Here is a 17,059-nt window from a genome sequence, read left to right as displayed (position 1 = left end):
GCGACCTGCTCGCCGGGGAAATCCGTGGCTCACGAAAGACCATGGATGCTTGAAGAGTATATGCAATCAGTGGAAGAGCTAAAGGATTTTGATTTTGATAAATATGTCGAAGACATGGCGTTATCTCATAAAGCCGTGAAACCAAAATTACCATCAACATAAGAAATATGATGAATACCGAAAGATTGCTATCCTTCCTAGGTCATACTTCGACAAGTGATGATTTTGAGTCATTTCTTCTCGAGAATGACATAAAAAAGATGCCAAAGGGAGATTCAACAACAAGAATAAAAACCAAAGACAAATTGATTTCCATGGAATTTGACCCCACAGATTCATACAAGGAAAAATATCTTTCCCCACCTATTGGGGATGGCTGGTTCACTTTTGAATCATTCGATATCAATAAAGGCTTTGAAAAAGAAAATCCATTCAACCTCGCTTTTGCAATGGACAAATCACAGGTTGAAGAAAAATTGGGAAAATCAGTCAGCAAGAATCAGGAAGACCTTGTCCAAGCGTATCAAAAGGACAACCACATAATTATCATATTCTATAAAAACAAGTGGAAAGGCATAGAAACCATAAGAATAAGAAAGATTAACAAATTCGACGCAAAGAATCTCAACCTTAAATAGAATCTCATATTCTATGGATGGAAAAATTCTCGTTTCATTCATTGGAAAATCTCCCAATGATCCTTCTTTCGATGCTTGGCTTCAGGAGCATCGAATCTTTGAACGACCTCATCTTGCAGAGCAAGACGAAGAATACGAAGAGGATACTGAAGCAGCAGCTATAAATGCAAGAAATAGCTAGATTGAAGAAAACGAGAAGCATAGCATTGCGTTGATCTATGAAAATCAAGACAACTATAATCGAATCTTTAAAGATAACTCCATCCATATGGACGGCGATTTTATTCTCAAACAGGTAGCTTTCTATGCTCAAGGAGTATCTAGCTATCGTGGTTTTCAGGGGACTCTAACTTTTGGCCTTGTTTTTTCAGATACCCAAACCTTAGTACATCAAAAACTAAGCAAACCCATTGCCTCCAGGTTTATTCATAACCTATCCGCCGATCTTTGGGCAACCCCAGATTGACACATAAATATAAGCTACGTGCATCTCACTGGAACCATTGCCATAATTCATATCCGCAGACCTAGTATGCCGCCTGCGCTTATACCAGGACCTGCACTTTGAATACGACGTGCGCGGCAACGTCACCCGCCGCACCCGCGGCAACCAAAAGACCGGCACCCAGGAAGTGCTGGACCTAACTTGGAACGCAGACCACCAGCTCGTCGAATCGAACACCACGCGCCACGGCGTCACCCAGGCCACCCGCTACGCCTACGACCCCACGGGCCGATGTGTCGCCAAAAGCGATGCCTTCTGCAGTACCCACTACCTTTGGGATGGCGACCTCATGGTGCACAGCCAGCGAGGTACAAGACAGGCGCTCTATATTTACGAGCCGGGGAGCTTTGTGCCGCTGGCCACCATTCAGGGAGCGGGCGAAGAGCACAGCACCTACTGGTACCAGTGCGACCAGATCGGAGCCCCGCTCGAGTTGACCGACGAACAAGGCCAGGTGGCCTGGGCGGCGGACTACAAGGTCTGGGGTGAGGCGGTCATGCGCAGCGTGTTGAGGACCGGCACCGATGATCGGCCGATCAGCGCGCGGGCTTGGGGAATCAAGGTCACTGTGCCAACTCCGCGCCGATCCGTCGAACAGCCACTGCGCTTGCAAGGACAACAATTTGATGAAGAAACAGGTTTGAACTATAACCTTTTCAGATATTACGACCCGAAAATTGGAAGATTTATATCGCAAGATCCTATCGGCGTAATGGGAGGCAGTAATTTATTTGAGTTCGCACTGAACCCATTGACATTGAAAGATCCATGGGGACTTAAATCTATTCCTCACACAGATACAAATGGTGGGAAAGGCTATGATATCTATGCAATCTGTAAAGAAGGCGGAGTCGTCGGCTATGTTGGGCAAACAGGTGACATGGATGTTAGGCAAGGCCAACATCGTGATTCAGGACGGCTACAAACTGGAGAAGATTTAAAACGTATTAGTAATGTACCCACTTATGGCGATGCTCGAGGCTTTGAACAAAAACTGATAGAGCATCACGATACTCTTGACGGAAAATGGGGATGCCCTTGCGGGAAAGGAAATATTGGAAATAAAAAGGTAGGCTACAACCGCGATAGCACCACAAGGCCTGCAGATCGACACAGTGCATTTGAAAAAGGCTATCAGAAAGCTGAAGAATGGTTAAAAAATGCCCCCTCTTCTCAAATTAACCCCTGCTAATATATGAAAATACGATTCAAGGAAGTTCAGCCCGGTGATATATTAGGCATATACATAGGAAATGGGTGCTACGCATATATGCGCCTTTTATACATGATAGCCGGCCATACATATCTGTGTGAAGTTTTTGAATTCAAGAGCACAAAGCTGGAATTTACGGAAGAGATACTTCATGCAAATCAGTTAACTCCACTTGTTAGTGCAAATTGGAAGGCATATCTTGACCCAAAATTTTGGCATGGAGAAGTGATTCACAGAGATAATTCATTTACCCCGCCAATAGATCGGATAAGCGACGCGAGACTAATGAATGTTTCCCAGATAATAAAATTCAACATGAACTGGACTCCAAATAGTGATCAAATGTTGATCATAGCTGAAGATGTTTGGGATGAAGAAAAACATGCTGCACTAAGTAAAAAGCACGCCAACTTAGAACTTTATGATATTCCAGAGAAGCTAATTTGTGAAATTAGAAATAAGCTCAAACTGAAGCCAACACTAGATTATAAAGACAGAACAAAACGAATGGAGATTTTTAATTGGCTGAAAAATAACAAGGTATATCTCGGATAAACAAAAATGGGAACTTGGAGTACAGAAATATTTGGCAATGATGAGTCATTCCATTGGCTTGGTCTATTGGAGAGAAAAAAAGATTATTCGTTGATCCGTGAATCTTTCGAAGAAATCAATGTAGCCAAAGATTCATATATTGAAATTGATTTAGCCTCTGGAGCGCTAGCGGCAGCAGAGGTTATTGCTCAAGCCTATGGACATCCAGGGTCATCAATCAATATTGTAGAGCGCATTGCAGAATGGCTCGAATTTGATTGCATTGAATCACCTTCACCTGACCTTTTGCCTATGGCTCGCCTGGCCGTAGGGCGTGTTCTGCGACCACCTTGCGAAGCTTTGGAGGGATGGCAGTCAGTGGAGGATTTGGAAGAGTGGTGTCAGCATGTAAGAGCGCTACAAGCACGACTGAATATGGTTAGCTGATAAAACAATTTATTCACACAACTCGCTACGCCTACGACCCCCTGGGCCGGTGCGTCTCCAAGAGCGATGCCTGCGGCAGCACCCACTACCTGTGGGATGGCGACCTCATGGTGCACAGCCAGCGGGGCGCAAGACAGGCGCTGTACATCTACGAGCCGGGGAGCTTTGTGCCACTGGCCACCGTGCGGGGCGCGGGTGAGGAACACAGCACCTACTGGTATCAATGCGACCAGATCGGTGCGCCGCTGGAGCTGACCGACGAACAAGGCCAGGTGGCCTGGGCGGCTGATTACAAGGTCTGGGGTGAGGCGGTCATGCGCAGCGTGTTGCGGACCGGCACCGATGATCGGCCTGTCAGTGCGCGGGCCTGGGGCTCCAAGCCCGTTGCACCGCCTCCACCACCACCCATTGAGCAACCCTTCCGGTTCCAGGGGCAGCAGTTTGATGAAGAGACGGGGCTGCACTACAACCGGTTTCGGTATTACGATCCGGTGGTTGGGCGGTTTGTTAGTCAGGATCCGATTGGTCTATTAGGTGGATCCAATCTCTTCCAATATGCACCCAACCCTGCTGACTGGATTGATCCTCTGGGGCTTTCTAATGGCAAATCTGTATGCCCTTGCGATTGCGAAATTAATCCTGTCACAGGAAAACCAAAAGGAACACTTCAAAAATTAGCGCAAAAAATTCGAGAAGCAGGCAAGCATAAGCCAGCTATCAACCAAAGAACGATTGCAGTCGGCCAAGATGAATCTGGCAACCTTCTAGCAGGGAGCAGCAATGGATTTGATGCCGGACAAAGAGAGATGGCTGATAAACTTGGTATCCGGCGTGTTCCAACATCAAAAGGATTGCATGCAGAAGAGAATTTAATGAAATGTGTCACTGGTTTGAAGTCTGTCGGAACGTCTAAGCGTGATCCTTGTGGACCATCTGAACATGATTGTGCCGGGCAACTAAATAGCTCTGGAATTGATGTTGACAATATTCATTAAGGAAAATTAAATGAATGAGAATAATTTTGAAATTTCCATTGATCATGCATTCGATGGAAATGGAGATACCGCATTTTTAATAAAAATAACAAATCAATTTATTGAAATTAATGTTTATATCCCATCCTCTCAAGCTGAAGAGTTAAAGAAATTAAATCTAGATTCTACTGAATATATAAAATTAGGTGAATCCGCCAACAGCCCAGTTCATTGGAAAAAAGGAGATGACAGAGATCTTTATCTTTTGATCGGGGAAGATTGTGAATCTTGGGATATAGCATTGACTATTAGCACCGAACTAATTACCGAAATTATTAATGGCATTGACGATCTTGCATAAAACAGGTCTTTCAAAAAGTAAAGCCACTTAAGACACTTGTAGAAATCTACAGATCTCGACGACCGCTGGCAGCGCTACATCTACAACGCCGCCGGTGAACTGACCCACGTCATCGAAGCCGGTGGCAGCGACGCCGGGCCCGGCAAGGTCACCTGCTTCGAGCGCGATGCCCTGGGCCGTCTGCTGGCCAAGCGCGCCCTGGGCCACACCGGCCCCGTGGAAGAAACCACCTACCGCTACGACGCCCTGGGCCGCCTGACCCAGGCCAGCAACGCCGCCTCCCACCTGGCCTTTGCCTATGACCCCATGGGCCAGTTGCTCAGCGAGACCCAGACCCTGCAGGCTCTCGGCAATGCCACAGGCCAGGCCCGCCAGAAACTGCAGCGCAGCCTCTCGCACGGCTACGACGAACTGGGCAACCGCACCCACACCCGCATGCCGGATGGCCGCACCCTGCACTGGCTGTTCTATGGCTCGGGCCATCTGCACCAGATCAACATCGCTGCAACACAAGGCCCTGACCAGCCCCCGGCCGCCCACCAGGTCATCGCCGACATCGAACGCGACGCCCTGCACCGCGAAGTGCGCCGCAGCCAGGGCGCACTGTCCAGCCGCTACGACTGGGATCCGGCCGGGCGCCTGCTGCGCCACCGCGCAGCGCTGCAAGGCAGCGGCCACGTGATCCGGCCCGGCAACTCCAACGCAACGCTGGAGCGTGGCTACGCCTACGACGCCGCAGGTCAGCTCATCGCCCGAGCCGACTCCCTGCGCGGCCGCCAGGACTTCCGCTACGACCCCACGGGCCGCATCCTCGCCAGCCTCCCGGCACAAGGCAGCCCGCTGGCCCGCGAACTGTTTGCCTTCGACCCCGCAGGCAACCTGCTGGACTCCATCCCCGGCAAAGACGGCCAACCCGTGGACACCACCCTGGGCGTCGTCGGCGACAACCGCCTGCGCTTCTACCAGGACCTGCACTTTGAATACGACGTGCACGGCAACGTCACAAAGCGCACCCGGGGCAACCAGAAAGCCGGTACCCAGGAAGTACTGGACCTGACCTGGAACGCAGACCACCAGCTCATCGAATCGAACACCACGCGCCATGGCGTCACCCAGGCCACCCGCTACACCTACGACCCCCTGGGCCGGCGTGTCTCCAAGAGCGATGCCTTCGGCAGCACCCACTACCTGTGGGATGGCGACCTCATGGTGCAAAGCCAGCGTGGGGGAAGACAGGCGCTCAATATTTATCTATAAGCCGGGCAGCTTTGTGGCGCTGGCCCCCATTCAAGGAGCGGGCGAGGAACACAGCGACGAGCAAGGCCAGGTAGCCTGGGCTGCGGTCTACAAGGTCTGGGGCGAGGCGGCCATGCGCAGCGTGTTGCGGGCCGGCACTTATGATCGGCCGGTCAGCTCTCGGGCTTGGGGTTCAAAGCCCGCAGCATCACCTCCACCCCCCCATCGAACCGCCCTTCCGATTTCAGGGGCAGGATCCGACTGGATTAAAAGGTTGAATAATCCTGTTCTTGAATTCGAACAATACAACCGGATGGATTGATCCATATGGCTTGGCATCGTTTAAACCCTGTCCCTGCACTTACAAGAAAATATTAGATAACATGAAAATGAATGGAAGAGGCTACGGTGCAAAATCAAATACAGCCAAAGATGGTCATCACATTATCCAAGATGCAGCGGCTAGAACCATACCGAAATATAGTTATACCGGAACACCAGCCATACAGCTGGTGCACCTTCTACAAAAATTGGATCTGAATACTATATTGCAACGCAAATTCAGCTTAAGTCAGGGGGGCGGAACATACGCTGCGAAAAGAAGAACAGGATACAAAGCAATTAGAAAGTCGGGATTGAAAGAAGAGCAGGCAAAATATTTATTCTTAATGCATGTCGCATCCTTATTTCAACAACCTTGGGGTTACATCAACAACACCCATGCAAACTGTAGCAAACAGGAGATGAAATGAATGAATCATACTTGAAAAATAATCCTAGAATCATTTCCAATATAAAGTCAATAATAAAAGAAATGGCTAATAAAAATTATGACGTATTGCATACAAAAAACCTGCTAGGTGATGCATCGCCACAGGAATATATTGAGCGTTCTCATGACATCTTTCGCGGAAAATTAATTACAATACCACCCGACGATGCATTGCAGAAATCATACGTATTTGACCTTCCCAAAGATCCTAATGATAAATACGCCATCGATGTATTTCTGTGGAGCAACGGCGAAGAAAGTGACGCTGTGGCAACCTTTTGCGTAAGAAGAAATCCTAAGTCCGATGCCCAAGCAGTTTATCTCTATGACCTAAAAATTCCATAACACTGCCGGATATACGCCCCCCGCCGGCCGTATCTTCGCCAGTCTCCCCTTCCAGGGCAACCCATGAGCCGGGAAATTTTGTGCCACTGGTCATCGTGGGCTTGATCAACTTGGCCTTGCAGGCGCCACTACGGACTCGAAAGGCGACACGACAATTACAGCGGACTATGGAAATCCAGATAAAGCACCTTTGAGCCAAAGCAAGGAATTGGGGAATATCAAAGACTAGGCCCTTATGGTCCAACGACACAACAGACAGCCGCTGTACAAAGACAACCTTGTGTAGTTTGTGGCCGCATTGAAGCAAAAATGGTAGCCGACCATATTGATCCACTTGTTGTGGAGCACTATCGAGTTGGAACTTAAGTTTTTTCAGTTCAGTTACACTATCCCTCATGCTCTAAAACTCAAGACGGACAAGCATCTGCATTCTCTAAATGTATGGCTGAAAAATATGAACAACCATAGCAATCTCAAGTCTCTTCAGAAAGAAAAATGTATCCTAGCTGGATCTCCAGAGTCTTATCCGGATGAGAGTTTACAAATTGGTATAGCATTGCAAACAAGAGGAAAACAACCTATAACAGGAATGAGAGCCAATCCTGAAAATGGGACTGCTGGCTGATATATTTGGGCAGGAGATTATTCTGAAGATCCTGATTTTTTCAGCCAATACACATTGGCCACGTCCCAGATGTATGGCCCGCACTAATGCCGTACTTGGCTCTTGCACCAGGTTATAGATTTATCATTGATGACGAGGGTTACGAGGATATTTGGCATGAGCCAGTTATTACTAAGAAATAAGGACCTTCTGCAAAATTCAGCTCTCCGAAACCTCAATCCCATCCAGCCAGCTTGATACGAATCATGATTAGCTGAAAATTTTTCATCAAATACATCAATCATCAAAAAATTCACCAAAACCAGTAATGAAGCATATTCTTTCATTTCACTGATTTTCATTTCAAACACTATTTAAATCCTCCAATGACTAGACAAGATATCTTAAGAGAATTTGGGAAGACTTTCATTACAGAGACAAGAGACTCCGCCATCGATAGAGTTTTGATTTGATACACGGAAATCTCAACACGCCTGAGTCCCTCAGATCTAGAGATTTCTATCTTTCTCTTTCGCAAGATCAAAAAGATGATTTCAAATATCTTGCGATCCTGGCTGTCGACTCTGCCATCTTCAGAGTACTCAGAATGACTGATCAAGGGATGATCGATATTAAATTCAACGATAGTGAAAGCATAGCTCAGCTAAGTGACGGTCTTGCTGGTGAGTTGTTTGGAGATAATGGCTGGATGAAAGAATTCAGTACCTATCCATCCACGACAATGTAGTTTCAGATATCGATGCGCCTTAATCCTTAGTGCCAAGGAAGCATCTATTTCTTTTTGATCATGCACACCATCCCTGAACTCGCCAGCCCCCAATCCTGGCAATCCACCCTGCCCTCCCGCCGCGCAGAGATTGCCCAAGCCATTCTGGAGGGGCTGCCGCGCGGCTTCGAGTTCGCCAAACCGTTCGTCTCTACAGAACCTGCTGAGGGCGCGGCACGGGAGGTTCCCTGCTTTTACGACGCGCAGCATGAGTCAACGCTGAAACTCGTGCTGGGCGGCGATTTCACCTACGGGGCAACGGCGCCGCGGCTTGCGACGTTGCGCGGTTTGATTCCTGCGGAGGACTGGTCCTTGATTGCGCCAGTGATCCATGCAGCGCATGAGGCGGGTCCCGTGCATGTGACCGCGTTTCTGATGGGCCGCTTTCCCACGTTCGAGTGGGTGATTGAAGAGCATGTGGAGTTGTGCGATGGGCTGGAGCGGCCTGATTTCTCCAGCGGAGACGCAGTTCCCCAGCGCGATCTGTCCGGGGATGTGTGCCTGACGCAGTTTGGCGATGGGCAGCTCAACCGCGCGGCCTCCAATCCCTGGGGAATGGCGGCGTTGGCGGTGGCCACATTCACCCGGCTGCAGGCCAGTCCGCACGAGTGGCGCATCCGTGGCGGTGCGGCGGCGTTCTATCCGTTTCAGCATCCCATGCAGCAGGCCATGCTGCTGACGGAGCTTCAGCTGCCGCTGGCCAACATGCCCGGGCAGATGGCGGGTCTGCGTCTGTGCCTAGATGTGCCAGCCATATAAGGGCATATAGGGCCATATGGGGGAAATCCGTGCACAGCCGTTGTTGTGGCGCTCCTGGCACAACAATGTTCTGGTGGCGTCATTTTTCGGCTTTAGGATGGCGGGCCATGCGCAATTCCCACTCCCTTTGGACGGCGGCAGCCCTGGGCCTGGCAGCCTGTCTCGGCACCAGCCCGGCCCATGCAGCCCGGCCCATGATCACGGACGATGCCCGCATCGTCGATGCCAAGTCCTGCCAGCTGGAAAGCTGGGTCAAGTCCAAGAAGGACAGCACGGAGTTCTGGGCCCAGCCGGCCTGCAATTTCACGGGCAATCTGGAGCTGACGCTGGGCGCGGCACGCACGCGAGAGGACGGCAGCAGCCGGACCACGGATGTGGTGATCCAGGGCAAGACCCTGTTCAAGGAACTGCAGCCCAATGGCTGGGGCTGGGGCCTGGCCGTGGGCAATGCCCGGCATCCGAATGACGAGGGCCAGGGCCGGGGGGATCTGTACGCCTATGTGCCCGTCACGTTCTCGCTGCGCGATGACCGGCTGTTCTTCCACACCAACGTGGGCTGGCTGCGCACGGCGCAGACGCATCGCAACCTCATGACCTGGGGCCTGGCCACCGAGGCCCAATTGAGCCAGAGCACCTGGCTGATTGCCGAGACATTCGGCCAGAACCAGGGCAAGCCCTTCTACCAGATGGGCCTGCGCTACTGGCTGGTTCCCAATCATGTGCAGGTCGATGCCACCTACGGCAACCGCGCGGGCAGCAGCACGCAGGAGCGGTGGTTTTCCATCGGCTTGCGGCTGCTGTCGTCACCGTTCCTGCCCTGAGCACTGCCTGGTGGCTGGCGTCGCGCCCGTATGCCTGCAGGCCCGGACGCCATGGAAACCGGTGCCCCGCACCGGCCGGTGCGGGGCGGTGCGGACCGTGCAGGACCGCAATGCCTGCCGCAGTGCCTATTTGTTGGGCTTGGCTGCAGGGCCGGCCGGGATGGCGGCGACGCCATCAGGCTTGACGTAGGTGACCGAGGTCACGTAGTGCACGCCGTCGTATTTTTCTGCACCGTTCGGGCCGGTACGCTCGCCGCCGCTGCGCTCGTCGTGCGTGGCTTCGGCCACGTAGGTGCCCTTCCAGGGCATGTCGAACTGCACCAGGCCCTGCTCGTCGGCATGGGCTTCCTTGCTCCAGCCCGATTGCACGGTCAGCACGACCTTGGCCTTGGGCAGGGGCTGGCCCTTGTAGATGACCTTGAATTCGCCGGCCTTGCCCGAGGGCACCACATCCAGCGTCAGGCGCGGGGCCTGGGCGGCAAAGCCGGTGATCAGGCGCGCGGCCGGGTGGTACCAGTTGCGCAGTTCCTGCTCGCCTTTCTTGCTGGTGTACAGCGGATAGCCGGCATCCTCGGCCACGATGCTTTCGCCCTGGCCGGCCTTGAAGGGTAGCGCAAAGCCGGTGCCGGTCTTGCGGCCATCGGCCGCCTTCTCGCCCTGGGCAGACACCAGGGTGGCCACGGGCTTGCCGAACTTGTCGAGCAGGCCCGGAGATGTCTCGCGCAGGTTGTCGCCAAACTCGCCAAAGCGGATCACGGCGGTTTCGCCGGCCGGCTGTTCCAGCCAGATCTGGTGGGCCTGGCTGGCGCCGCTGGCGGCCAGGAGTGCGGAGACAAGAATCCAGTGTTTCTTCATTGCAGCTTCCTCAAAGGACAAAAAAACAGCCATCGGCGCCACAACGGGCCGACGGCGTGAACGTGCTTGGGGAGTGGGGTGCGGCCGCATGGCGCCGCATTGACTATTGAATGCGAATGGTTTGCATTCTATGCGCATTGCACACCGCCCCGGCGCAGTTCACCAGGTGGCTGCAATGGGGTTCGGCCCAGCGCTCAGGCGGCATCCTCGATGCGCACCGGCTCGCCCGTGAAGGCCAGCGCCTCGGCGGCCTGCTCCCAAGGGCTCCGGTCAGCCGCCCTGGCCGGGCGCAGCACAAAGCCCTCGCCCTCCGCGTGCGTGGTGCTGTCGGCGGGCGGCAGCGGCAGGCCCATGCGCTCATGCGCCTGGGCCACCAGAGTGCGGGCGTAGATTTCCGCAGCCATGCTGCGCAGGCGCGGCTTGTAGACCTTGCCCACGTTGGTGGTGGGGAGCGCATCGATGATGCGCACATAGCGCGGGCGCGCAGGCGCTTCGTCCACGCCGGCTGCGGCAAAGGCCAGCAGTTCGGTCTCATCGGCCTGGGCGCCGGGGTGGAGCGCGACAAAGGCCACAGGCACCTCGCCCGCATAGGCATCGGGTGCGCCCACGGCGGCGCAGGCCTTGACGGCGGGATGGCGCTCCAGCACCTGCTCTATCACCTGCGGATCGATGTTGTGGCCGCTGCGGATGATCACGTCCTTGGAGCGCCCGCGCAGCCGCAGCAGGCCATCGTCGCCGACCGAGCCCAGGTCCCCCGTGATCAGCCAGCCGTCATCGGTGAGGTAGCTGGACGGCTCGATGCCGCCCAGGTAGCCGGAAAACAGATTGGGCGACCGGAACACCACCATGCCGGTTTCGCCGGGCGCCGCTTCCTGGTCCGATGGCCTGCCGTCAGGCCCCATGCGGCGCACGGCAAGGCGCGCAAACGGCAGGCGCAGGCCCACATGGCCCGCTGCCGCGTGCAGGCCAGGCGGCGTGATGGTGGAGATACCCGTCATCTCGGTCATGCCCAGGCTCTCGTGCACATGGAAGCCGCTGTGCGCCTTGAAGCGCGCCGCCACCTCCGGCGACAGCGGCGCGGCGCCCGTGCGGAAGTAGCGGATGGAGGACACATCGGCCCCCAGCAGCGGCACCTCCACCAGCGCGGCCAGCACCGTGGGCACGGCCGACATCAGCGTGGGCTTCCACTGTGCCGCCATGCGCCAGAAGCCGGCAATCACGGCCTTGTTGCGAAACAGCCCCGTGGTCGGAATGATGACGTGGGCCCCGGCCGAGAAGCAGGCCAGCGAGCCCGGCAGCACGCCCGCCACATGGAACAGCGGGTAGCCGTTGATGGTGCGGTCGGCCGTGTTCAGGCCCTGCATCTGCACGCTGGCCCAGGCGGTGTAGACCTGGGCGCCATGCGTTTGCACGGCGATCTTGGGCGCACCCGTGGTGCCTCCGGTATGGAAGTAGGCCGCCACGTCGCCGGCCTGGAGCTGGCGCCCGCTCACCAGCCGGTCGGAGGGCTGGGCGGCCAGGGCGGCGTTCAGATCGCTGGCGGGCCAGCGCTGTCCATCCCCCTGGGGAGTCCGACCTTCATGCGAGACCCAGAGCACATGCGCCAGATCCGCATCCAGCGCCGTGGCTTTCTCGCGGATGCCGGCATCGTCCTCGTCCGCCCAGGCGATCAGAAAGCGCGCGCCCGTGGTCCGCATCAGGGCAGAGATCTTCTCGGCACTCAGCAGCGGATTGATGGGCTGCACGATGCCCGCCGCCTCACCGCCCCACAGCGCAAAGTGGTACTCCATGCAGCCTGGCAGCAGGATGGCCACCGTGTCGCTGGCGCCCATGCCCAGCGCATGCAGGGCGTTGGCCGTCTGGTGGATCTTGCCCAGCAGTTCGGCATAGCTCAGGTGCCGGGCATCATCCACGCTGCCGGCCTGGGGCAGAAAGCTCAGCGCCCTGCCCTGGCCGTGCTCACGCGCGGAGTTGCAAAACAGGTCGTAGACCGTTTGCGCCGTGATCAGCCCGGCCATGGGCTGGCTTTCGATGGCCTCCACATCGGCCAGGGAACGCACGGCCCGCAGGGGCCGGAACATGGATTGCGCAGGAATAGGACTCATGGCCATGGGCTCACTCCGCGCCCAGGCCGTTGGTACGCACCACCTCGCCCCAGCGCGTGTAGTCGCTGCGGATCAGGCCCTCGGTGTCCTGGGGGTTGAGGTAGGCGGCCGTCACGCCGATCTTCTCGAAACGGTCGCGCACCTCGTCGGTGGCCAGCAGCTGGCGCGAGGTGGCGCTGAGTTTGTCGATGATGGCGCGCGGCGTGTCCCTGGGTGCCACCAGGCCGCCCCAGGACGATGCCTCATAGCCGCCAAAGCCCTGCTCGGCCATGGTCTGCACGCCGTCCAGCGCCTTCACGCGCTGCGGCGTGCCCACCGCCAGCGCCCTCAGCCGACCGCTGCGGATATGGGGCAGCGCAGACACCATGTCCGCATAGATCACCGGCACCACGCCGCCCAGCGTGTCGTTCATGGCTGGCGCGCTGCCCTTGTAGGCCACGTGCTGCATGGTGTGCAGCCTGGCGGATTTCATCAGTTCCATGCTCAGGTGGCCCGAGCTGCCCGCCCCGGAGCTGGTGTAGTCCAGCGTGGCGGGCTGCGCCTTGGCGTACTGGAACAGCGATTTGAGGTCCGTCACCTTGGGCAGCGACTGCGCATTGACCGCAATCACATTGGGCAGGTCGTAGATCTTGGTGACCGGGGCGAAATCCGTGGCCGGGTGGAACTTGACGTTCTTGAAGAAATGCGGCGCCATGATGGTGGGCGTGACCATCATCATCAGCGTATAGCCGTCAGGCGCTGCCGTGCGGAACTGGCCCGCCGCCACCGCGCCCGATGCGCCGGGCTTGTTCTCTATCACCACGGGCTGGCCCAGCTGGCGCGCCAGTGCCTCGGCGTAGACGCGCGCCGCGCCGTCCGTGGGCCCGCCCGGCGGGAAGGGAACGACCAGGCGAATCGGCCTGTCGGGCCAGGCGCCGGTATCGTTATTGGCCTGCGCCGCGCCGCACAGCGATGCGAACGCAGCCACGCCGATGGCGCCCAGCGCCATGCCCTTGGCCAACGCCTGTCTTTTTGTAATGCCTGCCATCTTGTCTCCTTGAATGCTTATGTGTTCTGGCTGGCCCATTCTGCCCAGCGCACCCTCTTTGACAATGGCGGCGGCGGTTGACATCATGTCAAACAATATTGACACCCCCTTGGACCGCAACGCATGGATCTCCTGGCATTCAACATCCTTGTCCAGATCATCGAACACGGAAACCTGAGCCAGGCGGCAAAGTTCTTGAACATGTCGCGGGCCAACGTGAGCTACCACCTGGCCCGGCTGGAGAAGTCCCTGGGCGCATCGCTGCTGCGCAGAACGCCCCAGGGCGTGGAGGCCACCGAGGTCGGCCAGCGCATCTACCGCCATGCACGCAACATCCTCAACGAGACCGAACTGGTGCGCGAGCTGGCCCAAAGCAGCACGGACGACATCTCGGGAAAGATCGGGCTGAGCGTGCCCACCGGCTACGGCCATCTGGTCATGGCGCCGTGGCTGATCGAGTTCAAGCGCGCCCATCCGCAGGTGGTGCTGGACATCCGCCTGGAAAACTTCATCGACAATCTGCTCAAGGACAGCGTGGACATCGCGATCCGCGTCATGTCCGACCCGCCGCCCATGCTGGTGGCGCGCGACATGGGGCCGGTGCGCTACAGCCTGTGCGCCTCCAGCGACTGGCTGCGCAGCCACCGCCTGCCGGAGACCCCGTCCGAGCTGTCGCGCACGCCGCTCATCACATCGGGCGGCGAAAGCGGCAAGGTGCGCCTGCAGATTGCGCGGAACGGCCAGCCGCTGGAGGAGCTGGACATCACGCCCACGCTGATGTCGCGCAGCTACCCTTTCCTGTGCGACTGCATCACCGGCGGCCTGGGCGTGGGGCTGGTGCCCGACTACATGGTGCGCCGCCAGGTGGAAGATGGCCGCGTCGTGCTGGCCATGCAGGACTACGAATTCAGCATCAACCAGGGCCGCATGTTCATGCTGTACATGCCCAACCGCTTCCAGTCCGGCGCCGCCCGGGCATTGATCGACTTTCTGAGCGACAGGATGGGCCTTGCGCGCATCATCCGGCCGGGTGACTTGGCCGACGGCACAGGCGTTGCGACCGCCGGAATGACGCTGGAACAAAGTTTGTAGACGACTGGTCGGTTTTTGCGTTAGACTTCGATCCCATGAAGAAACCCGCACAGGAAACACGCCAGCACATCCTTGATGTGGCCAAGGCGTTGATGACCCAGAAAGGCTACACGGCCGTCGGCCTGGCCGAGGTCGTCGCGGCCGCGGGCGTGCCCAAGGGCTCCTTCTACTACTACTTCAAGTCCAAGGAAGAGTTCGGCCAGGCCCTGCTGCAGGAGTACTTCGACGAGTACCTGGCCAAGATCGATGCGCTCATGGAGACGCCCGACCCGGCCATCTCCCGGCTGATGACCTACTTCCGCCATTGGACACAGAAACAATGCTCGGCCCATGCAGGAGGCCAGTGCCTGGTGGTCAAGCTGGGTCCCGAGGTCTGCGACCTGTCCGACGACATGCGCTCGGTGCTGCGCACCGGCACCGACGCCATCATCACCCGCCTGACCGACTGCGTGCGCGCAGGCCAGGCCGACGGCTCCATCACCTCCACCATGGATGCCCCCACGCTGGCCGAATCGCTGTACCAGCTGTGGCTGGGTGCCTCCCTGCTGTCCAAGCTGGGCCGGCATGAGGAGCCCTTTGCCGCAGCCCTTGTTTCCACGAAGCGGCTGCTGGGCTGAGCAGGCCTGGCCGCCGCTTTTTATTTGCCTTGCTTGTAGACGACTGGTCAACTTCAAACCCTTCACCTCTTACCCATCCCTCTTCCTTTTGTTCAACCACCACCACTGCACACCATGACCGACCACAGCCTTCACACCGATCTGTTCTCTCCCACCCAACTGGGCGGCCTGTCGCTCGCCAACCGCTTCGTCATGGCCCCGCTGACCCGCAGCCGCGCCGGCGACGACGGCGTGCCCACCGAACTGCACGCCACCTACTACGCCCAGCGTGCCAGCGCAGGCCTTCTGATCAGCGAAGCCGTCAACATCTCGGCCCAGGGCCGCGGCTACAACCTGACCCCCGGCATCTGGACCGAGGAACAGGTCGCCGGCTGGAAGAAGGTCACCGACGCCGTACATGCGGCCGGCGGCAAGATCGTGGCCCAGCTGTGGCACGTGGGCCGCTACTCGCACGTAGACCTGCAGCCCGGTGGCGTGGCCCCTGTCGCCCCCTCTGCCATCAAGGCCGAAGGCGTCACCTTCACGCCCAACGGCGTAGCCGAGGTGTCCATGCCCCGCGCCCTGGAAACCAGCGAAATCCCCGGCATCGTCGAGCAATACCGCCATGCGGCCGAATGCGCCAAGCGTGCAGGCTTTGACGGCGTGGAAGTGCACTCGGCCAACGGCTACCTGCTCGACCAGTTCCTGCGCGACTCCACCAACCACCGCAGCGACGCCTATGGCGGCAGCATCGAAAACCGCGCCCGCCTGACGCTGGAAGTCACCGACACCGTGGCCAAGGTCTGGGGCGCCGACCGCGTGGGCATCCGCCTGTCGCCCGTCACGCCCAACGCCGGCAACACGCCGCTGGACAGCGACGTGATGGCCCTCTACAGCTACCTCATCCCCCAGCTCAACCGCTTCGGCCTGGCCTACCTGCACGTCGTGGAAGGCGCCACCGGCGGCTCGCGCGAACTGCCGCCCGGCGTGGACCTGGACGCGCTGCGAAAGCTCTTTGACGGCGCCTACATGGGCAACAACGGCTATGACCTGGAACTGGCCATGGACCGCCGCGCCAAGGGCTTGGTCGATACCGTGGCCATCGGCCGCCCCTTCATCGCCAACCCCGATCTGGTGGCCCGCCTGCGCCACGGCAAGGAGCTGGCCGTGGCCCCGCACGAGGCCTACTACGGCGGCGGCGCCCAGGGCTACATCGACTGGCCTGCATTGGCGTAACTCCCCCTGAGCGGCTTACGCCGCTTCCCCCGTTGCACGGCGCCCTCTCTCGCTTCGCGGGAGGGGGCGTCCGGGCAACCGGCGACACCCTCGGTACGGGGCGGCGCGGCCGGCGTAGGCCCTTCCTCGGTGCCCCTTGCCTTGGGCTGCAC

At 57.3% G+C, this 17,059-nt stretch carries 19 protein-coding genes and 1 pseudogene; 17 read left to right on the top strand and 3 right to left on the bottom strand.

Annotation, left to right across the window (positions count from 1 at the left end):
• Positions 1 to 170: 170 nt before the first annotated feature.
• From ACRSCF_RS14245 to ACRSCF_RS14180, 14 genes and pseudogenes are all read left to right on the top strand, one after another.
• Positions 171 to 638 carry a hypothetical protein gene (locus tag ACRSCF_RS14245; protein ID WP_139093507.1) on the top strand — a complete coding sequence of 156 codons (468 nt, stop codon included), beginning with the start codon at positions 171 to 173 and terminating at the stop codon, positions 636 to 638.
• 211 nt (positions 639 to 849) lie between these two features.
• The gene (locus ACRSCF_RS14240; protein ID WP_156136077.1) at positions 850 to 1,104 is read left to right on the top strand and encodes a hypothetical protein; all 255 of its coding nucleotides are present in this window, start codon (positions 850 to 852) and stop codon (positions 1,102 to 1,104) included.
• 109 nt (positions 1,105 to 1,213) lie between these two features.
• Positions 1,214 to 2,335, top strand: coding sequence for an RHS repeat-associated core domain-containing protein (locus ACRSCF_RS14235; protein WP_244451629.1), 1,122 nt, complete (start codon positions 1,214 to 1,216; stop codon positions 2,333 to 2,335).
• Positions 2,336 to 2,338: 3 nt separating this feature from the next.
• Complete coding sequence (locus tag ACRSCF_RS14230; protein WP_244388195.1) at positions 2,339 to 2,911, top strand: hypothetical protein; 573 nt, start codon at positions 2,339 to 2,341, stop codon at positions 2,909 to 2,911.
• A 6-nt stretch (positions 2,912 to 2,917) separates the two neighbouring features.
• Positions 2,918 to 3,337, top strand: a complete 420-nt coding sequence (locus tag ACRSCF_RS14225; protein WP_154834262.1) for a DUF4259 domain-containing protein — start codon at positions 2,918 to 2,920, stop codon at positions 3,335 to 3,337.
• Positions 3,338 to 3,357: 20 nt separating this feature from the next.
• A pseudogene (locus ACRSCF_RS14220) lies at positions 3,358 to 4,332 on the top strand (RHS repeat domain-containing protein); the annotation flags it as partial.
• A gap of 10 nt (positions 4,333 to 4,342) precedes the next feature.
• Positions 4,343 to 4,672, top strand: a complete 330-nt coding sequence (locus tag ACRSCF_RS14215) for a hypothetical protein (RefSeq protein ID WP_238004128.1) — start codon at positions 4,343 to 4,345, stop codon at positions 4,670 to 4,672.
• A gap of 216 nt (positions 4,673 to 4,888) precedes the next feature.
• Positions 4,889 to 5,929: an RHS repeat protein gene (locus tag ACRSCF_RS14210; RefSeq protein WP_052151721.1), complete on the top strand. Its 1,041-nt coding sequence runs from the start codon at positions 4,889 to 4,891 to the stop codon at positions 5,927 to 5,929.
• A 362-nt stretch (positions 5,930 to 6,291) separates the two neighbouring features.
• Complete coding sequence (locus tag ACRSCF_RS14205) at positions 6,292 to 6,660, top strand: hypothetical protein (protein ID WP_244388194.1); 369 nt, start codon at positions 6,292 to 6,294, stop codon at positions 6,658 to 6,660.
• Positions 6,657 to 7,025, top strand: coding sequence for a DUF7668 domain-containing protein (locus ACRSCF_RS14200; protein ID WP_158528289.1), 369 nt, complete (start codon positions 6,657 to 6,659; stop codon positions 7,023 to 7,025). The genes ACRSCF_RS14205 and ACRSCF_RS14200 overlap by 4 nt, the downstream gene beginning before the upstream one ends.
• A 454-nt stretch (positions 7,026 to 7,479) precedes the next feature.
• Positions 7,480 to 7,650 (top strand): hypothetical protein, encoded by a 171-nt coding sequence (locus ACRSCF_RS14195; protein WP_432675997.1) that lies wholly within the window; start codon positions 7,480 to 7,482, stop codon positions 7,648 to 7,650.
• Positions 7,651 to 7,697: 47 nt separating this feature from the next.
• A complete protein-coding gene (locus ACRSCF_RS14190; protein ID WP_425164790.1) occupies positions 7,698 to 7,832 on the top strand; it encodes an immunity protein Imm33 domain-containing protein in 135 nt (44 codons plus the stop codon).
• Positions 7,833 to 8,437: 605 nt separating this feature from the next.
• Positions 8,438 to 9,175: a hypothetical protein gene (locus ACRSCF_RS14185; RefSeq protein WP_034367093.1), complete on the top strand. Its 738-nt coding sequence runs from the start codon at positions 8,438 to 8,440 to the stop codon at positions 9,173 to 9,175.
• A 107-nt stretch (positions 9,176 to 9,282) separates the two neighbouring features.
• Entirely contained in the window at positions 9,283 to 9,996 is a 714-nt protein-coding gene (locus ACRSCF_RS14180; protein WP_047327284.1) for a hypothetical protein, read from the top strand.
• Positions 9,997 to 10,122: 126 nt separating this feature from the next.
• Here the strand turns inward: ACRSCF_RS14180 and ACRSCF_RS14175 are convergent, their stop codons facing one another.
• The 3 genes from ACRSCF_RS14175 to ACRSCF_RS14165 form a co-directional block, all read right to left on the bottom strand.
• Complete coding sequence (locus tag ACRSCF_RS14175; RefSeq protein ID WP_016447013.1) at positions 10,123 to 10,851, bottom strand: DUF4198 domain-containing protein; 729 nt, start codon at positions 10,849 to 10,851, stop codon at positions 10,123 to 10,125.
• Between the two features lie 194 nt (positions 10,852 to 11,045).
• Positions 11,046 to 12,962: an AMP-binding protein gene (locus ACRSCF_RS14170; protein ID WP_244388190.1), complete on the bottom strand. Its 1,917-nt coding sequence runs from the start codon at positions 12,960 to 12,962 to the stop codon at positions 11,046 to 11,048.
• A gap of 4 nt (positions 12,963 to 12,966) precedes the next feature.
• Positions 12,967 to 13,983: a Bug family tripartite tricarboxylate transporter substrate binding protein gene (locus ACRSCF_RS14165; RefSeq protein WP_034367092.1), complete on the bottom strand. Its 1,017-nt coding sequence runs from the start codon at positions 13,981 to 13,983 to the stop codon at positions 12,967 to 12,969.
• Between the two features lie 123 nt (positions 13,984 to 14,106).
• Between ACRSCF_RS14165 and ACRSCF_RS14160 the strand changes: the two genes are divergently transcribed.
• The 3 genes from ACRSCF_RS14160 to ACRSCF_RS14150 all read left to right on the top strand — a co-directional run bounded on the left by ACRSCF_RS14160 (position 14,107) and on the right by ACRSCF_RS14150 (position 16,907).
• Positions 14,107 to 15,075, top strand: coding sequence for a LysR family transcriptional regulator (locus tag ACRSCF_RS14160; protein ID WP_070080423.1), 969 nt, complete (start codon positions 14,107 to 14,109; stop codon positions 15,073 to 15,075).
• A 35-nt stretch (positions 15,076 to 15,110) separates the two neighbouring features.
• Complete coding sequence (locus ACRSCF_RS14155; protein WP_016447017.1) at positions 15,111 to 15,692, top strand: TetR/AcrR family transcriptional regulator; 582 nt, start codon at positions 15,111 to 15,113, stop codon at positions 15,690 to 15,692.
• 114 nt (positions 15,693 to 15,806) lie between these two features.
• The gene (locus ACRSCF_RS14150; RefSeq protein ID WP_016447018.1) at positions 15,807 to 16,907 is read left to right on the top strand and encodes an alkene reductase; all 1,101 of its coding nucleotides are present in this window, start codon (positions 15,807 to 15,809) and stop codon (positions 16,905 to 16,907) included.
• Positions 16,908 to 17,059: the final 152 nt, after the last annotated feature.

It is taken from the genome of Delftia sp. 11MD, from assembly GCF_050907895.1.
GTDB lineage: Bacteria > Pseudomonadota > Gammaproteobacteria > Burkholderiales > Burkholderiaceae_C > Comamonas > Comamonas tsuruhatensis.
This window is presented reverse-complemented; position numbering and strand designations above follow the sequence as displayed.